Origin of the sequence: Shewanella xiamenensis (genome assembly GCF_014647135.1) — a bacterium.
Classification (GTDB): domain Bacteria; phylum Pseudomonadota; class Gammaproteobacteria; order Enterobacterales; family Shewanellaceae; genus Shewanella; species Shewanella xiamenensis.
On the sequence record NZ_BMOP01000002.1, the window covers coordinates 299,116 to 317,148 of the forward strand.

Here is an 18,033-nt window from a genome sequence, read left to right on the forward strand (position 1 = left end):
CTAACATAGCATAGCAAATATTAGCCACTCTTAACGAAGACCTGACCCCATTTAACAAGGAAAAGGACAAGGTAAACATCTATGGCCGACTCACCCAACAATCTCGCCCACGAGCATCCTTCACTTGAACACTATTGGATGCCTTTTACCGCCAATCGCCAATTTAAAGCGAGCCCTCGATTACTCGCCAAAGCTGAAGGCATGCATTACACAGATATCAATGGCAACAAGGTATTAGACTCAACCGCGGGGTTATGGTGTTGTAATGCGGGCCATGGTCGACGTGAGATCAGTGAGGCCGTCAGCAAACAAATTCGAGAAATGGATTACGCCCCCTCCTTCCAAATGGGCCATCCCATCGCTTTTGAATTGGCAGAGCGTTTAACCGAACTCAGCCCTGAAGGACTCAACAAAGTATTCTTTACCAACTCAGGCTCTGAGTCGGTAGATACCGCGCTTAAAATGGCACTTTGCTACCATAGAGCCAATGGCCAAGCGTCACGCACCCGCTTTATTGGTCGTGAAATGGGTTACCATGGCGTAGGATTTGGTGGGATCTCGGTGGGTGGTTTAAGCAATAACCGTAAAGCCTTCAGCGGCCAGCTATTGCAAGGCGTGGATCACCTGCCTCACACTTTAGATATTCAACATTCAGCCTTTAGCCGTGGCTTACCAAGCCTCGGTGCTGAAAAAGCAGAGGTATTAGAACAATTAGTCACACTCCATGGCGCCGAAAATATTGCTGCCGTTATTGTTGAACCTATGTCAGGTTCTGCAGGGGTAATTTTACCACCTCAAGGCTACTTAAAACGCTTACGTGAAATCACTAAAAAACACGGCATCTTATTGATTTTCGATGAAGTCATTACCGCATTTGGCCGTGTAGGTGCAGCATTCGCCAGCCAACGTTGGGGCGTTATCCCCGACATAATCACCACAGCCAAAGCCATTAATAATGGCGCCATCCCCATGGGCGCCGTGTTTGTGCAGGATTATATCCACGATACTTGCATGCAAGGGCCAACCGAACTGATTGAATTTTTCCACGGTTATACCTATTCGGGCCATCCAGTCGCTGCCGCCGCAGCACTCGCCACGCTCTCAATCTACGAAAATGAGCAGTTGTTTGAACGCAGCTTCGAACTTGAACGTTATTTTGAAGAGGCTGTTCATAGCCTCAAAGGGTTACCCAATGTGATTGATATTCGCAACACCGGATTAGTTGCGGGTTTCCAGCTTGCACCTAATAACGAAGGCGTTGGCAAACGTGGTTATCGGGTGTTCGAGCGCTGTTTTCATCAAGGCACGCTCGTGCGGGCAACAGGCGATATTATCGCCATGTCCCCACCACTCATTGTTGAGAAACATCAAATTGACCAAATGGTAAATAGTCTCAGCGATGCCATTCATGCCGTTGGATGATGCACAATTTTCAATCACACGCCCAGAAATTAGGGAAAAGAAAGGTTAGGTATGCTTAAGATTACCCACTATGTGAATGGCCAACACACTCCAGCGAGTACAAGAAGCCAAGAAATTTTTGAACCGGCCACTGGCGAATGCCGAGGTCAAGTATCCCTCGCCAGCAGCGATGAAGTCGCTGCCGCGATTGCCATCGCCAAAGCGGCCTTTGAGACTTGGTCACAGGTAACGCCCCTTAATCGCGCCCGTGTGCTTTTTAAATTCAAAGCGTTAGTCGAGCAGCATATGGATGAACTGGCGCAGCTCATCACCCTAGAGCACGGCAAAGTGATCGATGATGCCAAAGGAGAACTTATCCGCGGCCTCGAAGTTGTCGAATTTGCCTGTGGTATCCCGCACTTACTCAAAGGGGAGCACACGCAACAGGTTGGCGGTGGTGTGGACTCCTGGTCCGTTAATCAAGCTTTAGGTGTTGTCGCTGGCATAGCGCCCTTTAACTTCCCCGTGATGGTTCCCATGTGGATGTTCCCAATCGCCATTGCCTGCGGCAACACCTTTATTATGAAACCCTCAGAAAAAGATCCAAGTTCAGTGATGCGGATTGCCGAGTTGCTCAAACAAGCTGGCTTACCTGATGGAGTGTTTAACGTGATCAATGGCGACAAAGAGGCCGTCGATACCCTGCTCACTCATCCAGATGTGCAAGCCATAAGCTTTGTTGGTTCCACTCCAATCGCTGAGTATATCTACAGCACCGCATCCAAACACGGTAAACGGGTACAAGCCTTAGGCGGTGCCAAAAACCATATGCTGCTGATGCCAGACGCGGATTTAGATCAAGCGGTAAGTGCACTGATGGGCGCAGCCTACGGCAGTGCAGGCGAGCGTTGTATGGCGATATCGGTGGTGTTGGCTGTGGGCGATGTGGGCGATAAACTGGTCGACAAGTTATTACCACAAATCCAACAATTAAAAGTGGGCAATGGCCTCACGCCAGAGATGGAAATGGGCCCCCTTATTTCTAAACAACACTTAGCCAAAGTCACTGACTATGTAGAAACTGGAGTTCAGGAAGGAGCAACCTTACTGGTAGACGGCCGACAATTAACCGTTGCCGATCATCAACAAGGTTACTTCTTAGGGGCGTGTTTATTCGACCATGTCACGCCGGATATGCGGATCTATCGCGAAGAAATCTTTGGCCCTGTGCTATCTATTGTTCGAGTCAACGATTATCCCAGTGCACTTACACTTATCAACCAACATGAATTTGGCAACGGCACCGCCATTTTCACCCAAAGCGGTGAGGCTGCCCGTCATTTTTGTCACCATGTGCAGGTGGGTATGGTCGGCGTTAACGTTCCTATTCCTGTGCCTATGGCCTTCCATTCATTTGGTGGTTGGAAGCGTTCGCTCTTTGGTCCTTTGCATATGCATGGCCCTGATGGTGTTCGTTTTTATACCAAACGCAAAGCCATTACCGCTCGCTGGCCTGTAGGCAAACAGACTCAAGCTGAGTTTGTTATGCCCACCATGAAATAATCCGGAGCCATTTATGACAGTGAGCGTCACGTCGATCATTCGCTTTGCCAGCGCACAATCGCCAGTGGAGAGCTATCAAGTCGCCCCTGAAAAGCGTATTGCAGGCAATCCCACCCAGCAATTGCAAAATCATTATTCTAGCCCTTGTAATCAATTCCATAGTGGAATTTGGCAAAGTGAATCAGGCGCTTGGAAAATCAACTACACTGAATATGAGTATTGTGAAATTCTCGAAGGAACCAGTGTGATCACCGATCTTGAGGGACAATCTCAAACCTTTAGCGTAGGTGATCGCTTTATTATTCCAGCGGGATTTCAAGGTGTGTGGCAAGTCGTCACCCCCTGTCGCAAGGTGTATGTCATCTTCGAACAAAACTCACAGTAATACAGAGGTGCATTTTGCCTCAATGAACAAAGTTAAAGTGAGTTAGCTTTACCGCCATGAGGTCACAGCAACGGAGTTTCCTTGGCTGTTGTTTGGCAAATTATCGGATGTACAGACCTGTTTTAAAACATAAAAGAAGCTTGTGCATCCGTGTCAATCAAGAAAATGGGAGAAATACCGTGAATAACAACCTACAGAAAAAACGGCTAGCACAACTTGCTGGACTCGCGCTTACTACCAGCTTATTTTCCAGCATAGCCAGTGCAGAAGTGTCTGGTGAGATTAGCTTAACTAACGATTATCGCTTCCGCGGTGTCTCGCAAACCGCTGGAGATCCCGCTGTACAAGGTGGAATAGACTGGAGTTTTGAATCAGGATTTTCCGTCGGCGCCTGGGCCAGTAACGTCGACTTTGATGAACCTGGTTATAATGGCCCAGATGTTGAGTATGACTTCTATGTTGCCTACGGCGGTGATATCAATGATAACGTCAGCTACGACGTGACACTGAACCGCTATAACTATTCGGGCGAGAGTGATCTTGGCTATTTCGAAGTAACGGCTGGCGTCGAGTTTAGCGGATTTCGCGTAGCCTATTGGTATACCAATGACTACGGTGGCACTGATTTAGATTACCACTACGGTGAAGTCAATTATTCCTATGAGTTTGTCGAAAACTGGAATCTCGATCTGCATTACGGCTACAACGTTGGCGATGCATTAGATGATGGTGAAGGCTTCGATAGTTACTCCGACTATTCTGTTGGTGTCTCCACGGAATTAATGGGATTTGGCCTTTCACTTGCTTGGCTTGGCACAGATTTAAGTGGCGATCAAAAAGTCTCCGACGGTGTATACCAAAACGACGATACCGTCCTCGCGAGCGTTAGTTACGCTTTCTAATAGGGTTATCTCATTAGACAAAACACCCTAGTACAAAAGTCATTAAAAAGCCCTCTTTCGAGGGCTTAGTTATTTTTGTCATGAATGTATTATTAATTTGAAGACCAACTGCGCATCTTATGGCCTTTGACTGCATAGAAGAGAATAAACAGATAACAAGGTAACATCACCATATACCCGCCCTGCTGCCCCATTTCGGTTGCCGAACTCATTAAACCCCAAGACACTGGACCAAAGGCACCGCCGGCAATCCCCATGATAAGGAGCGCAGAACCCGTACTCGTCAATTTGCCCATGCCCGACAAAGCAAGAGGCCATACGGCAGGCCATACAATCGCATTGGCTAATCCTAAGAAAGCAATCAATAGCAAGGTATCAGGTAAAGCTACGCCCCCAAAAGGCACCAACAAAGTGTTAGCAATAGCGTAGGAATTGTTATCCCCAAACAGAATGCCTAAGGTGAGTAATATGCCTAAAATTGCGGAAATCATCAGCGCTGTCGGTTGAGAAATAATGCGAGGGATAAGGATAATCCCCAGCGTATAACCCAGCACCATGCAAACCATAGTGTATGAGGTCATGACCCCGTAATGCTCAACGCCTAAAGATAGCGCAAAGGTACCTATAGTATCGCCAGCGATCACCTCTACCGCTACGTACACAAACAATGCCAACACACCAAATGCTAAGTTAGGGTGAGATAACGCCGCTTTAATCTGGCTTTTATCTGTATGCTCAGCGACTTCATCTTCATTAGATAATTCTGGTAATGGGGATTTTTTCACCGCCAAGGCTAAAACACCGATAAACACCGCCATGCCTAAGTAAGGAAAAACCAAACTATTGGCCATTTCATCAATTTGTACTTGCGTTAATGTTGTGCCGATACGGTCTTTAAAACTATCTAAAATCAACGCTGAGAACACTAACGGTGCAATCACCCCCGCACCTTTGTTCAAAATACCCATCACGCTAACACGCGCCGCCGCAGACTCTTCAGGCCCAAGACGAACAACATAAGGATTTACTGCGGTTTGCAGTAACGTCTGCCCCGCCCCCATCACTAGTTGAGCAAATAAAAATAGGGCGAAGACTTGGGTCTTCGCCGCTGGAATAAACAGTAAACCCGCGAGCATCATCACGCCCATACCCAAGGCCATCCCATTTTTGTAGCCCACTTTACGGATAAGCCAAGCCGAGGGCAGTGCAGTAAAAGTCACCGCGATATAGAAAGAAAACAGGATTAATGAAGCTTGGAAGGGATTGAGTTGCAAAATTTGTTTTAAATAGGGCATTAAAGAACCATTCAACCAGGTTGCAAACCCGAGGATGAAAAAGAGTGCTGCCACTATCGCCATGGGGATAAAACTGCTTTTCTGCTGGCTTTTATCGAGTGTCATTTCCATAAACCTGCTTCTTATAGTAATTAATTTTAAGGTGATTGCGGGACAAAAATCCGCTGAGTATTGCACACATCCCTATTGCAACTCATCTGCAATGGCTAATGTTATCATTCGAACTCACCATTGTTTCAGTGATGTTAAAACAAACAACACAAAAAGACAACGCTGTCATTTGCAATTTAATCCTAAAATACCGCGTTAAACGCCACTGTGGCTCCTAAACTTTCACTCACTACTGATTTAAAGCAAAAGACACATACGACGAATAACTCATGTGAAATAAAAAAGCCGCAGAGTTTACTCTGCGGCCTGTTGAAAGCACAAAATAACGAAAGATTAAATCCGCACAAAAATCTTGCGCCGATACATCCAATACAGCACTAACCATTGAACGGTGAGCAAACCAATCACGGCAGCTAAAGGTTGAGCATTTTCCGGCAATACCGCGATAACGCCACCAAACACACTTTGGGCAATATACTTCCAATCCACTAGGCTCGATGCCAAATAAATAATGATGGCGTTAGTACCAATCACCACAAACACAAAGACGAGCTTTTGCCATTTCAGTACATCCACTAGGGCATAAAACAGTGCTAACAACAGCATGCTCCAACCGCTAGTAACCAACACAAAAGAGCTTGTCCACAGATCTTTATTGACGGGAATGACCCCATCCAGCAACCAACCTAAGGCTAAACAAACACCACCGGCAACACTCAATAGGCCGACTTTAGCCCACTCACCTTTAGGATGAGATTTCACAATAAAGTGACCGACAAACACACCAGCTAAGGCATTGACTACGGCGGGCAGTGTCGATAACAGGCCTTCAGGATCGGGCGTTCTTCCTTGATAACTCACACCCGGCAATAAAAGGCTATCCACATAAGCATTGATTGACTCAGTGGGTGATAACACACCCGCCTGTCCACCAGGAAACGGTAACCAGAGTTGCGCCGCGCCATAGGCCACTAATATGCCTAGAGCCACCAGCACTTGGGTCCGTAAACGGGTATGCCACACCAGCAAGGCGGCAAAAAACCACGCAAAGGCAATACGGCCTAATACACTAGCATAACGGATTTTTTCAGGGTCGGCAGGTGCTCCCGCTCCCCAACCATGGTTATAAAGAATACCAAGCAACAATAGCAAAAACAGCCGCTTAACGCCATGACGATACACAGGCAGGCGCTCATGCATCGGCAGTTTATCTAAGCGTTTTGGCGATAATCCAAGGGCAACACCGGAGAGGAAAATAAACAGCGGAAAAATCAAATCATAGAAGCGAAAGCCATTCCACTCACTATGATGCATTTGGGTATCACCCCATTGCCAGCCCGCCCAGCCAGTCAAAATAAGCAAGGCGCCAAATAGGGCTTCGCCACCTAAAATCCAAAACATATCAAACCCGCGTAGGGCATCAAGGGACATCAATCTTGGCTTTGGCTGACGCTTTTTCGCGGCAGCATCCTGAGCATTAACGCCCGCATTGGCGACAGATTCCGGCGCAGTCGTACTCATACCATTATCCTTTATTATTGTTATTTAATTTATTTTTCAAGATGTAGAGCAAAATGCAGACTGTACAATAAAAAAACTTAGCCCCTGTCATCAAAATACGACAAGGGCCAAGGTGAACGCTTTACGGACTCAACACACTAAGGGCGAACATAAACCGCATTTCCAGCAATATAGTTGGCCAGCACTTTGTGTTGATTATCTAGCAGCACTAAATCGGCACGCTGCCCTACGGCTAACCGACCGACGCTCTCGGCAATGCCAAGGAACTCGGCTGGATACAAAGATGCCATCCGCAAGGCCTCACCGAGCGGTAAACCTAGCATATTCACCGTATTATGGACCGCACTTGCCATATCTAACACACAGCCAGCCAGTTCACCCGTCACCGCATTTAATCTGTCGCCGACACGCAGCACCTGTGTACCAAACAGCTCAAAACTGGTTTCATCATCCAGACCCACAGGCGGCATAGCATCGGTCACCAACATCACTTTGCCACGGGGTTTGGCACGTAGGGCAACACGAGCTGCAGCGGGATGCACATGATGACCATCGACAATCAAACCACACCAAGCGGTTTCGCTCTCAATTGCCGCACCCACCACACCAGGCTCGCGGGAACCTAAGGGTGACATCGCATTATATAAATGGGTAAAACCTGTCGCCCCAGCCTTTAAAGCCGCAACAACCGTATCGTAGTCCGCATTGGAGTGGCCCAAACACACTTTAACGCCCGACGCCACCAACAGGCGGATCACCTCGGGCGAGACATTTTCAGGTGCTAAGGTCACCACTCGAATACCTAAATCCTGACGGCAAAAAATCGCCAGTTCAGCCTCGGTGATCTCACGGATAAAGCCTTGTGGATGCACGCCTTTTTTAGGTACCGAAAGATGCGGGCCTTCAAAATGTACGCCTAATACGCCTGCACTTTTTTGCGCAACCGCAAGAGCAACGGCATCGGCCGCCTTAGCCATCACCTGCACATTATCGGTAATCAGCGTGGGTAAAAAGCCTGTGGTACCAAAGCGAGCATGCGCCTTGCGTATGGTTTCAATGCAAGCAACCGTTGGGCTGCTATTGAATAACGCGCCGCCACCGCCGTTAACTTGCACATCGATAAACCCTGGCACTAGGGTGCCTGGGTAGCGAATTTCCTTAGCACCCGATGCGGTGTCTAAGCTGGCTATCAGCCCATCTTCAATGGTGACTGGCACATCCCGATGGAAGGCTTCACCATCAAACAGTTGCTCGGCAATTAAGGTGAATTTCATCCAAACCTCTTTTCAAATTAACGCGGCGATAACGGCCAGCCATTACAGCGTTTGAGTGACTTTTTTCAGCCCTGCGGGTTGGTCAGGGTCAATACCACGGGCAATCGCAACTGCGGCCACGTCGATATAAAAACGTTGTAACAGGGCTAACGGCGCCACACGTGGATGAATATCCGTCGATGTTTGATTTAAATGGACTAAATCGGCACCACGTTGGCTCACATTTTCAATCTGTTCGATATGGCTAGCGTAAGACTCATCGCCAATGCACACATCCACAATCGTGAGTTTTTTCTCAACTAAGGTCACTGGACCATGGAGAAACTCTGCGCTACTGAAGGCTTCAGCGTGGATTGAGCACACTTCTTTTAACTTAAGCGCAATTTCCTTAGACACCGCATAACCTAAGCCACGGCCTAACACGACTAAGTTTTTAACGTTTTCAACTGATTCAGGCGTCAGTTGTGGCTCAGCATCAACCGCCGTTTGCAGCGCTTGTGGTAAAGAGCTTACCGCTGCGGCGAGGGATTCGCTCTGCGTCCACGCCGAGGCTAATTGTAGAATCGCCGACAGAGTCGCAAGGTAGCTCTTTGTTGCAGCTACGGCTTTTTCTTCGCCTGCACGTAATGGTACCACCACATCGACGATGTCCTTAATTGGTGCGGTTTCATCGTTCACTAACGCCACACAAAACGCGCCTGCGTTTTTCGCCATACGCGCTTGGGCTAAAATATCAGGGCTACGGCCAGATTGTGAAATCACAATCACTAATCCGCCTTCTAACTTCAAGGTTTTACCATAAACGCTGGCTACCGATGGCGCGGCGGCAAACGTTGGCACGCCGACTTCAATTTCAAAAAGATATTTAGCAAATACACCCGCATGGTCCGATGAACCACGGCCCACAATCATCACAAAACGGGGATCGAAAGCACGCAGTTTTTCACCTAACTGCTGCATTAAATCGGCGTTAGCGGCTAACTGACCCGCAATCTTCTGCGGCGCGGTGCGAGCTTCTTGCTCCATAATAGTGTTTGTCATGTTATTTACCTTACAAATCAATACGGGTATTGCTTTAGCACTGATGCGCTAAAACGGCTTATTCATTAATGTTGATTGAGTTAAATTGCTGCTGAGCGAAGTACATGGCACCCAATTCTGGCGGTGCTAAGGTTTCAGAAATCTTTGCTACCACATCGCTGCCAAGCCAGGCCTGTAGCGGTTCGGCAAGGCCACCGATCATCGAAAAACGCACCGGATTGAGGCTAAACAGCTTGCGTGCCATTTCACTGATGTAATCGGCTCCTTCCTGCACAATCCCGCGAGCGACTTCATCACCCGCGTTTGCACAATCGAGTACGCTTCTGGCTAATTCGGCATAGCAACTCGAAGACTTACCGGCGAGATGCTCGACGATGCCCAAGGCATCACTTACCCCAAAATGGTTTAACAGCATCTTGGTTAAAGCAGTCGGCGCGGCAAAGCCATCGAGGGCGAGTAACACATGCTCGGCGGCTTTTAAGCCAAGCCAAGCACCGCTGCCCTTATCACCCAGCGCAAAACCGTGGCCACCAATACTTAAGCTGTCATCACCTACATGGGCATAACCGCAAGACCCCGTACCCGTAATGATCACCGCACCATCCGCGCCGCGGTGTGCACCGATACAAGCGGTATGAAGATCCGTAGTGACATACATGGCAGCAAACGGATGCTGCCAGCTGATCACGTCCTGATACAGGCGCGGCACATTGACTCCCGCCAGCCCTAAGCCCGCAACGAGTAAATGGCTATCGGTTTCCTTCATGCCCGCATCCAACAGAGCTTGGCGAGTCGATGCTTCAATCGATGCAAATGCTTGTGCAAGACCATGCAGCGGATTAGCGCGCCCAGCAACACCTGTCCCTAAAACGGTACCGTCCGCAGTATAGATAGTGGCTCGGCACTTACTGCCGCCCCCATCAACACCGATAAACAGTTGTTGATCTTTTGTCTGGACTAACCCCATGACATCCCTCTTCATCTCTTAATGCAGCGCTACCGTTGCTTATACTTATGCCGTTAATACGACACTCAACTTTAGTTAACTCAATGTTACAGTAAAAATGACAGCGTTGTCATTTACTTTTTGAAGCAATTTATAATCAAATGTCAGGCGAAAGAATTGACTGAAAGTGAAAAAGAAAAAGGCTGTACTTTTCTTTTAAAATACAGCAAGATACATAACAGATTAATTAACGATTAAGCTTCTGCCTTTGCGGATACCATCAGCAGCAATAGCACGGATCTCAACGGGCGCAGTTACCGCCTGCCCTGCTTGATAGGATTGCCATTGCCCACTCGCTTGTCGCCACTCAATCTTAAGTCCTGGATAAGCCACGTTGGCAAACAGTTTACCGTCACGGATCTCGGCACCGACAGTCGGCACTCGGTAATCGATACCCGCTTTATCGAGTTTGATAAACTCCTTATGTCCTAAGGTGTTAGCCATTTGCAGCCAAGATTGTGCCTGCGCGTCACGCATTGCCGCAGTAAAGTGCCCAGTGCTTTGGTTATACAATGCACCTTGATATTGGTAAGGCACTTCCCACTCTGCTTGATGCCAAGCACGCTCAGCCAGCATCAATAAACGCGGGAAAATCATGTACTCAACGGTATCGTTGCTGCGAATGGTTTCACTCCACAATTGCCCCTGTAAACCAGCAAAGTTTTTACCTTGCTCCCGTGGTCCAGATTTTTTGCCTTTCTCATCGGTTCTTGCCCTATCGTCGGCTTCGAAAGGCAGATTTTGCAAGTCGGTCCACTGCTCCGCATTCGCCACTAAGTTATCCGGCATAAAGCTAAATACTTTGTGCGCGTTGGTGGCACGGCTTGCCCAGTAATAGCCGTGCTCTTTAGGATCGGCTTCGTAGGGAAAATCAAAATACAGCACTTCAGGATTAGAGAGCACCACATCCCAACCGTTGTTCACTTGCTGATTGGCATGCTCATATCCTTTATAGGCGATCACATCCCAAATATTAGATTGGACTTTAGCTGGCATATAACTTGGGCGAACATGGCTCATGCCATCACTCCAACCTGCGGCTTCAATGCCTTTTTCCGCCAGTTGATTCGATATCCGCTCAATAAAGTAAGCGCCTAAATCCTCGATGGATTTCACGCCTTTATCGTTATTGGCTACAAAGGATAAACACTCAGGAGATTGCTTCCACGCCCCAGCGGTTTCGTCGGCGCCGATATGGTATCGAGTTAATGGTTGACCCGCGGCTTGGTGTAATTTGGCAATTTCATCAATCACTTTATCGACAAATTGATAGGTCGATTCCATACAGACATTCAGGGTGTTGTCGTTGTAATACTGCACCGAAGAATACACAGTCGTATCAGCCGCATCCGACAACAAATAGGTTTTCGCCTCCGTAGGCTTACCTTGGGCGAGTAATTTACGGTAACGCGCCTCCATGGATTTTATCGCTGCGCGACTATGGCCAGGCATGTCCATCGAAGGGATCACTTGAATTTGGCGGGCATCGGCATATTTGACTATATCGATATAGTCTTGTTTGCTATAGAAACCATTAACGCTCGACTCCGCAACAGGCCCACTGCCAAGCTGCGGTAACAAACAGGTAGTTTCCTCAAGATCGTGGCAACGCTTACTACCAATATCGGTCAGTTCAGGCAGACCATCAATCTCTAAGCGCCAACCTTCATCATCGGCCATATGCAGATGTAATTTGTTGAGTTTGTAAGCCGCCATTTGATCAATCAGCGCAAAAATCATCGCCTTACTGTGGAAATTACGGGCCACATCGATATGCATACCGCGGAATGGATATCTTGGGCTATCTTCAATTGTCATCGCATTTACGCGCAGCTCTTGCACATCAATCAAACTGGCAAGTGACGATAGCGCATAGGAAAATCCTGCCGCATCACCTGCGGCAATCTTGATACCATCGGGTTTGATATCCAGCAGATAACTGCTCTCTGCACCTTGGCGCCAGCTCAATTTCACCACTAAGCCTTGTTCTGACTCTTTAACGCCCAAACGTGCTAAGCGTTCAAGCGCCGCAGCCACTTGCTCGGTTTTAAAAGACTGATTTCCAGCAGATGGACTCAATACTGACGCGACATCCAATGTAATGCCAGAGGTGAGTGATACCGCTTTATCATGAGAATGGATCGCGACTTTTTGCGGCGTGGGAATAATGGTATTGACCGCTAAACTGGCATCTTCACTGACATTTTGGTTATTGCTAAATAGCTGTGATGCGGTCGCAGGCACTAATTTATCCGCATCAGTACGGCGATACTGCTTCACCATATCGGTGTACGCCTCAACATAGTGGCGCACTTCCATCCCCGTTTCAGGATCTTGCTTCACTTGCGTGCTGGCAATCACCACTGGCGATAAATCCCCAGCAACGATGTAATAGTTTGGCATAGCATCGGTTTCGGACAGTTGCCAAAGCTCACCACGGAACCTTAAGGTCTTTTTAACCCCTTTGTTAAAACCGCTGAATGCCTCAGTAGGCGTTATCCGATAAAGATCGCCCTTGACATGAGTGATGGAAAACTCTTTGCCCTCAACCGATTGCACCGGACGCATCTGGCTAAAATAAATCGCCCAGTCGTGACCTTTGAGATCAACGCCAGGGGCAAAATCAATTTCAGCTACAAAACAACGACCTTCAGCGGCGGCTTTGTCACAGTTATTATCGGGTCGGTTAGTGAGCACGCGATAACTCACGCCCAAGGTATCCCCAAACTGCTGCAATTGCGCTTGGGTTAATGACGCAGGCGTGGCGAGCTCGGCTGAGCTTGGCACTGGCACATTCACTGTTTTAGGCGCTTGGCTACAGGCACTTAAACCTAATGCAAATAAAATGGCGGTGGCGGCAATCGTTTTATTCATGATATTCCTTTTCTAGCTTCAGAAATGGCTACAATCTGAAGGAAGTTACTAACGTCCGCAGTCTTTCCCCTTGGTGAAACAGTCGCTCACTCGATTGTGCTAGATGCTCACTATCGAGGGAGGCTGAACCTGAGACATTGGCAAGATCATTTAATGTACGAGAAATCGCTTCGGTGACACAGGTCTGCTCCTGCGCCGCATGGGAAACTTCGATATTCATATTACTGATATTTGAAACTAAATCAGTCACTTTAGATAGAACGAGTTTAATTTCTTCCGAACGGTTGACCCCTTGATTGGAGAGAGTCTGACTCGATTGCATCACATTCACGGTTTCGGCAACTCGGCTCTGCACCTGTTGGATCATTTTTTGGATTTCTCCCGTCGCCTGTTGGGTGCGACTCGCTAAAGAGCGCACTTCATCGGCAACGACGGCAAAACCACGCCCCTGCTCACCCGCTCTGGCAGCTTCAATCGCGGCATTTAACGCCAGCAGATTAGTCTGCTCAGCAATGCTGCTGATCACCACCACAACTTCATCAATACGCTGCGTTTCCTGTTGTAACTGCGACACCGACTGAGCCGAACGTGTTAACTCAGCCGCAAGTTGGCGAGTAATGGCTAAGCCCGAGTCAAACTGACGCTGGCCATCGTCAACCGCCCTATCGGCTTGGGTTGCCGCATCGGCGGTACGTTTAGCATTGATGGCCACTTCGTTGGCACTGGCACTCAATTGAGTCACGGCCGTGACCGCGGCTTCGGTTTCTTTAAGCTGAGCTTGCACACGCTGGTTGTTACTTTGCGACAACGTGCCCAGCGCTTTAGCATCGCCCAATAGCAGAGCAGAGGTTTCATGCACCCTTGAAATCGTGCCGTGAATGTGTTCGACAAAACCGTTGAAAGCATTGGCGAGCTTGCCAATTTCATCTTCAGTTTCAACGGGTAATCGATGACTTAAATCGCCATCACCATTAGCAATCTCTTCTAACGCGGTGACAACCTTATCTAATGGGGTGATCACTAAACGCTTTAAAATAATGAAAATAACGAAGAGGCTGCCCGCTAAAATCAACAAAGCCTGTATAAAGTAGCTCAGCAACAACTCGGATAACTGCGCTTTTACGGGCAAAATGGAAAAAGTAATGGTTAAGCGTCCGGTAGGATTACCTTGGTCGCTGAACTGTAACTCTCTTGTTTGTAGATAGTTGACGGCAACTTCCTCGGCTTGTTTATCCTCTGCGAGCAGCTTACCGCGATGATCCACAACGGTAATTTGATAAATTTGTTCAGACTTTAACATGACGGATAATACAGCCCGGATCTGTTCGTAATCGTAGGTAAAAATCGGCTGTGCCATTGTGACTTGCAGATTAGCGACCGTATTGTCTTCAAAGGCCATTTCGCTGCTCATTAGCTTATCGCTCGCCAACCAATAGGATGCTCCAAACAAGGCGCTCACGATCGTAAATATCGCCGCAGCTAGCCCAATTTGTACTTTTAAGGCTAAATTTTTCATTATGTTGCACCTTGCATACTAAATAGATCTAACCACAGCTCCTGGCGTTCAATCGGCGTTAAGGGATGTAAATCTGGCGTATCTAAGCGGATAATCACGCGCCGCTCAAACTGCGCATCACGGTAGAGCTGCTCAATCTTAAGTTCACGATTAAACATTTCATCGAAGCTACCGTCGCTAATCATGTGTTCAAGCCCCGCTAAGATTGCCTCAGCTAACTCGGGGCGTTTTGGTGAGACAAAAAAATAGGCCGGAGAGCGATATTGCAGCAGGATATGGCTATCAATCTTAAGTGCGGGATCGGGGTGGCTCGCAAGTTCATCGCCGATTTCCTGTGCGCCAAGCGCAAGGTAGTCGAACCGTCCACCTTCTAACATCGGGTATAGATTGGTGTACTGATAGCTCGTTACCAACGGCACATCATTGGCTTCGAGAATGCTCGCATCGGGCCAATAACGGTTTTGCCCAGCGGTTAATTGTTTAAAATCCGCCAGTGTTTTTACGTTGGCAAACTTAGCCTCATCACTCTTACGGATAATTAATAATCTGTTACCAAGCAATCCCTTAAACAGTGGGATCCGTACGGGCAGCATGGTTTCCTCAAGCTCTTTGGAAGTCATGCTCCAAAATACGTCAACAGTGCCGGCAAGTGCTTCTTCTGCATTGCGTTTTTGGTTCATCTGCGTCGACATTTGTTCTACTTGATACGGCTTGCCGGAGCGGCGCAGCGCCTCTTTAAGCAGATTAAACTGCCATTGCTGTTGGATGGTAGTCACTATCTTGATAGGAGTGGGATTGCTTGCCGAAGAAGTGCCAGCCGCAAAAGCAGCATTAGTAAGCGTGAACGACATTTGCTCCACAGCGGCTATCGCGGTGAAACTCAACGCACACAGCATAACGCTCGGCCAGAGTCTCAAGATGGACATCAACAAACGCTTAGCCAGAGTTGTCACTACGCTGCAAAGCAATGTAGCAATATGAATAACCATGAATCGCAGCCTCTTTTATAACTGGAAAATCCAGCGAGTTTTATTTATTAATGCCGCTAACTTGTTTGCTTATACTAAGCAAGGTCGCTCTACCTAAAAAAATGGCTGGGCACTGCTTACAGTACCCAGCCAACGCTAGTTTCTGGGGAGAGACTATCAAATATTAAAGACAAACGTACCGCCGCCCGACCAGCAATACTTCTGCCAAACACATGAATAAGGAGACCTCATCCTCTTCATGCAGACCTTACTAAACAACGCATCACACAAGCAGATGACAGCGTTGTCATTCATTAAATTACACAAGAAAGAACAGGATTTCTACATTTTTTTGACAATTAGCTTTATATTTTTAAGAAAAATAAATTTATTCTTTAAATTTCAATTTGTTAAATTTAAATCTATATTTATCAACCTATGTGACAACGCTGTCTTTGACTGATAACATAGGCGCAACAACTCAAACGACACACTCAGTTATCTTAAAAAGATGCTCACATATATCCCTACCTTTAAGCGTAAAAACACCTTCAGCGGCCAATATTATCGGTCGTTAACGGTACTGCTCACTCTGTTAAGCACATGGATAGTTTGGTTTGTTCAATTCGCACAACCATTTGAGTTAATTAAAGAATATGGCAAGTTTATATTTTTAGGAATAACAGGAGCTATCTTTGCTAATTCAACTGGAGCAGGCGGAGGCGTTATTTTCATCCCTGTTTTCTCTAGTTTAGATTTTACCGAAACTCAAAGCGTTTCAACGTCTTTTATGATCCAGTGTTTTGGCATGACTGCTGGCGCAATTTCATGGTCAAAATACTATCAACGGCATCACCATATGGATAAAACTTGGTATGGTTTTATTCCATGTATCTTGCTTTGTGCATGCTTTTCAGTACTCGGCCTTTGGAGCAGCGAGTTATGGCAACTGACTTCGCCCTCTTCGCTCCACACCAGTTTTAGCCTTTTCTCTATCGCACTTGGGATAGCAATCATTTTCAGCAGTCAACACCGCTATCTGCAAAGTAATAGTCTTAAATCCATAGACTATTTTTGTTTAGCGGTTATTGGTTACTTTGGCGGGATCATCACCGCTTGGTTGTCTGTTGGTGTAGGTGAACTGATTGTAATCTATCTGATGTTACGAGGTATCTGCGCCAAGATGGCGGTCGCGGTTGGCGTTGTGGTATCAGCCATAACCGTTTGGTCGGCAAGCCCAATACACGTGTTCTCCGACCACAGTCACGCTTTATATGAATTAGTGCTATTTGCAGGACCCGGTGCAATTATCGGAGGATTGTTAGCCCGCAAGCTGGCGCTATATCTTCCAGTCAAAACCTTAAAACTGTTTTTTGCAAGCTGGATTATTTTGACTGGGAGTGTGATGCTAGCAAACTAAATAGCCTCAATTACAATAGTTCGCTTTAATATTATTAAAACGAACTATATAAAATTGAGTTTATTTTTCCATCACTAAATCAATTAAATTTAATGAGCAAAGATGCGCGTAAATAGCCGAATAGAAACCTCGTTTAGCAAAATCAAGTAATGTCGTATCATCTAACTGCTGCAGTTTTCCTTCGTCAATGGTATATATTCCATCAATATTGGTTTTAGTGCCATCAAGTGTAGTCACTGTTAATGTACGTGGTTGCAACAGTCCATGATTGAGTAACACTTTGATAAAGTACTTTGTCATCTCATGATAACTAGCCTGTAAACTCGCCAATTCAAGTTTTTTTGATAAATAAACCGTTTGATTGCCTGAATCATCAAATAAACGATGCGCTTCATGTTCTGCCACTGATGAATTATTGACATCGACACCCAAGATAACTTTGTCGTTATCTATATAACTCATTCCAAAAGGATACAATTGAACTTGAATAGGTAAATAGCGACATTGCCACTGACCGTTTTTGAGTAACTTATTAGTATTAGGCTTAAGTGCAGTAATCGCAATGGAGAGGAACTCACCAGTTTGAGCGTTTTTTGTAAACACGATAGGGAAACTGGTCGCAGCAGACATAAACTCTTGAACCTGAAGAGGGAGCATATGCATGGTTTCAAAAAGGCTGTAATCAACCTTATCCCCAATCGCTAAATTTTTATGACTTGCGTCATTTAAAGGTACAAATTGTGTTTTCATTTTATT

General features: G+C 46.8%; 14 protein-coding genes. 5 read left to right on the top strand and 9 right to left on the bottom strand.

Going from position 1 to position 18,033, the window contains the following annotated elements:
- Positions 1-81: 81 nt before the first annotated feature.
- The 4 genes from aptA (at position 82) to IEY09_RS02930 (ending at position 4,251) form a co-directional block, all read left to right on the top strand.
- Positions 82-1,422 (top strand): omega-aminotransferase AptA, encoded by a 1,341-nt coding sequence (aptA, locus tag IEY09_RS02915; RefSeq protein ID WP_188869768.1) that lies wholly within the window; start codon positions 82-84, stop codon positions 1,420-1,422.
- A gap of 51 nt (positions 1,423-1,473) precedes the next feature.
- Positions 1,474-2,964 carry a CoA-acylating methylmalonate-semialdehyde dehydrogenase gene (locus IEY09_RS02920; protein ID WP_188869770.1) on the top strand — a complete coding sequence of 497 codons (1,491 nt, stop codon included), beginning with the start codon at positions 1,474-1,476 and terminating at the stop codon, positions 2,962-2,964.
- A gap of 13 nt (positions 2,965-2,977) precedes the next feature.
- Positions 2,978-3,349, top strand: coding sequence for a cupin domain-containing protein (locus IEY09_RS02925; RefSeq protein ID WP_055648318.1), 372 nt, complete (start codon positions 2,978-2,980; stop codon positions 3,347-3,349).
- 179 nt (positions 3,350-3,528) lie between these two features.
- Positions 3,529-4,251 carry a TorF family putative porin gene (locus IEY09_RS02930; RefSeq protein WP_055648319.1) on the top strand — a complete coding sequence of 241 codons (723 nt, stop codon included), beginning with the start codon at positions 3,529-3,531 and terminating at the stop codon, positions 4,249-4,251.
- A gap of 92 nt (positions 4,252-4,343) precedes the next feature.
- Here the strand turns inward: IEY09_RS02930 and nagP are convergent, their stop codons facing one another.
- The 8 genes from nagP to IEY09_RS02970 form a co-directional block, all read right to left on the bottom strand.
- Positions 4,344-5,651, bottom strand: a complete 1,308-nt coding sequence (gene nagP, locus IEY09_RS02935; protein ID WP_055648328.1) for an N-acetylglucosamine MFS transporter NagP — start codon at positions 5,649-5,651, stop codon at positions 4,344-4,346.
- 339 nt (positions 5,652-5,990) lie between these two features.
- A complete protein-coding gene (nagX, locus tag IEY09_RS02940) occupies positions 5,991-7,178 on the bottom strand; it encodes a transmembrane glucosamine N-acetyltransferase NagX (RefSeq protein WP_188869772.1) in 1,188 nt (395 codons plus the stop codon).
- Between the two features lie 137 nt (positions 7,179-7,315).
- Positions 7,316-8,452 carry an N-acetylglucosamine-6-phosphate deacetylase gene (gene nagA / locus IEY09_RS02945; RefSeq protein WP_188869774.1) on the bottom strand — a complete coding sequence of 379 codons (1,137 nt, stop codon included), beginning with the start codon at positions 8,450-8,452 and terminating at the stop codon, positions 7,316-7,318.
- Between the two features lie 42 nt (positions 8,453-8,494).
- Entirely contained in the window at positions 8,495-9,493 is a 999-nt protein-coding gene (nagB-II, locus tag IEY09_RS02950; RefSeq protein ID WP_188869777.1) for a glucosamine-6-phosphate deaminase NagB-II, read from the bottom strand.
- 58 nt (positions 9,494-9,551) lie between these two features.
- Positions 9,552-10,460 carry an N-acetylglucosamine kinase gene (gene nagK, locus IEY09_RS02955; protein ID WP_037431467.1) on the bottom strand — a complete coding sequence of 303 codons (909 nt, stop codon included), beginning with the start codon at positions 10,458-10,460 and terminating at the stop codon, positions 9,552-9,554.
- Positions 10,461-10,682: 222 nt separating this feature from the next.
- Positions 10,683-13,373, bottom strand: a complete 2,691-nt coding sequence (locus IEY09_RS02960; protein ID WP_188869779.1) for a beta-N-acetylhexosaminidase — start codon at positions 13,371-13,373, stop codon at positions 10,683-10,685.
- Positions 13,374-13,401: 28 nt separating this feature from the next.
- Positions 13,402-14,889 carry a methyl-accepting chemotaxis protein gene (locus IEY09_RS02965; protein WP_188869781.1) on the bottom strand — a complete coding sequence of 496 codons (1,488 nt, stop codon included), beginning with the start codon at positions 14,887-14,889 and terminating at the stop codon, positions 13,402-13,404.
- A complete protein-coding gene (locus IEY09_RS02970; protein WP_188869783.1) occupies positions 14,889-15,878 on the bottom strand; it encodes a substrate-binding periplasmic protein in 990 nt (329 codons plus the stop codon). The genes IEY09_RS02965 and IEY09_RS02970 overlap by 1 nt, the downstream gene beginning before the upstream one ends.
- Positions 15,879-16,368: 490 nt before the next feature.
- Here IEY09_RS02970 and IEY09_RS02975 point away from each other — a divergent pair, with 490 nt between their 5' ends.
- Positions 16,369-17,277 carry a sulfite exporter TauE/SafE family protein gene (locus IEY09_RS02975; RefSeq protein ID WP_144376118.1) on the top strand — a complete coding sequence of 303 codons (909 nt, stop codon included), beginning with the start codon at positions 16,369-16,371 and terminating at the stop codon, positions 17,275-17,277.
- Positions 17,278-17,337: 60 nt separating this feature from the next.
- Here the strand turns inward: IEY09_RS02975 and IEY09_RS02980 are convergent, their stop codons facing one another.
- Positions 17,338-18,027, bottom strand: a complete 690-nt coding sequence (locus tag IEY09_RS02980; RefSeq protein WP_037421029.1) for a SapC family protein — start codon at positions 18,025-18,027, stop codon at positions 17,338-17,340.
- Positions 18,028-18,033 lie beyond the last annotated feature (6 nt).

What these genes read in the sequence shown, in the direction of transcription:
- nagK (WP_037431467.1), bottom strand. Translation starts at nt 10,460, where the DNA reads ATGGGGTTAGTCCAGACAAAAGATCAACAACTGTTTATCGGTGTTGAT.
- IEY09_RS02970 (WP_188869783.1), bottom strand. Translation starts at nt 15,878, where the DNA reads ATGGTTATTCATATTGCTACATTGCTTTGCAGCGTAGTGACAACTCTG.
- nagP (WP_055648328.1), bottom strand. Translation starts at nt 5,651, where the DNA reads ATGACACTCGATAAAAGCCAGCAGAAAAGCAGTTTTATCCCCATGGCG.
- IEY09_RS02920 (WP_188869770.1), top strand. Translation starts at nt 1,474, where the DNA reads ATGCTTAAGATTACCCACTATGTGAATGGCCAACACACTCCAGCGAGT.
- IEY09_RS02980 (WP_037421029.1), bottom strand. Translation starts at nt 18,027, where the DNA reads ATGAAAACACAATTTGTACCTTTAAATGACGCAAGTCATAAAAATTTA.
- aptA (WP_188869768.1), top strand. Translation starts at nt 82, where the DNA reads ATGGCCGACTCACCCAACAATCTCGCCCACGAGCATCCTTCACTTGAA.
- nagX (WP_188869772.1), bottom strand. Translation starts at nt 7,178, where the DNA reads ATGAGTACGACTGCGCCGGAATCTGTCGCCAATGCGGGCGTTAATGCT.
- IEY09_RS02925 (WP_055648318.1), top strand. Translation starts at nt 2,978, where the DNA reads ATGACAGTGAGCGTCACGTCGATCATTCGCTTTGCCAGCGCACAATCG.
- nagB-II (WP_188869777.1), bottom strand. Translation starts at nt 9,493, where the DNA reads ATGACAAACACTATTATGGAGCAAGAAGCTCGCACCGCGCCGCAGAAG.
- IEY09_RS02965 (WP_188869781.1), bottom strand. Translation starts at nt 14,889, where the DNA reads ATGAAAAATTTAGCCTTAAAAGTACAAATTGGGCTAGCTGCGGCGATA.
- IEY09_RS02975 (WP_144376118.1), top strand. Translation starts at nt 16,369, where the DNA reads ATGCTCACATATATCCCTACCTTTAAGCGTAAAAACACCTTCAGCGGC.
- nagA (WP_188869774.1), bottom strand. Translation starts at nt 8,452, where the DNA reads ATGAAATTCACCTTAATTGCCGAGCAACTGTTTGATGGTGAAGCCTTC.
- IEY09_RS02960 (WP_188869779.1), bottom strand. Translation starts at nt 13,373, where the DNA reads ATGAATAAAACGATTGCCGCCACCGCCATTTTATTTGCATTAGGTTTA.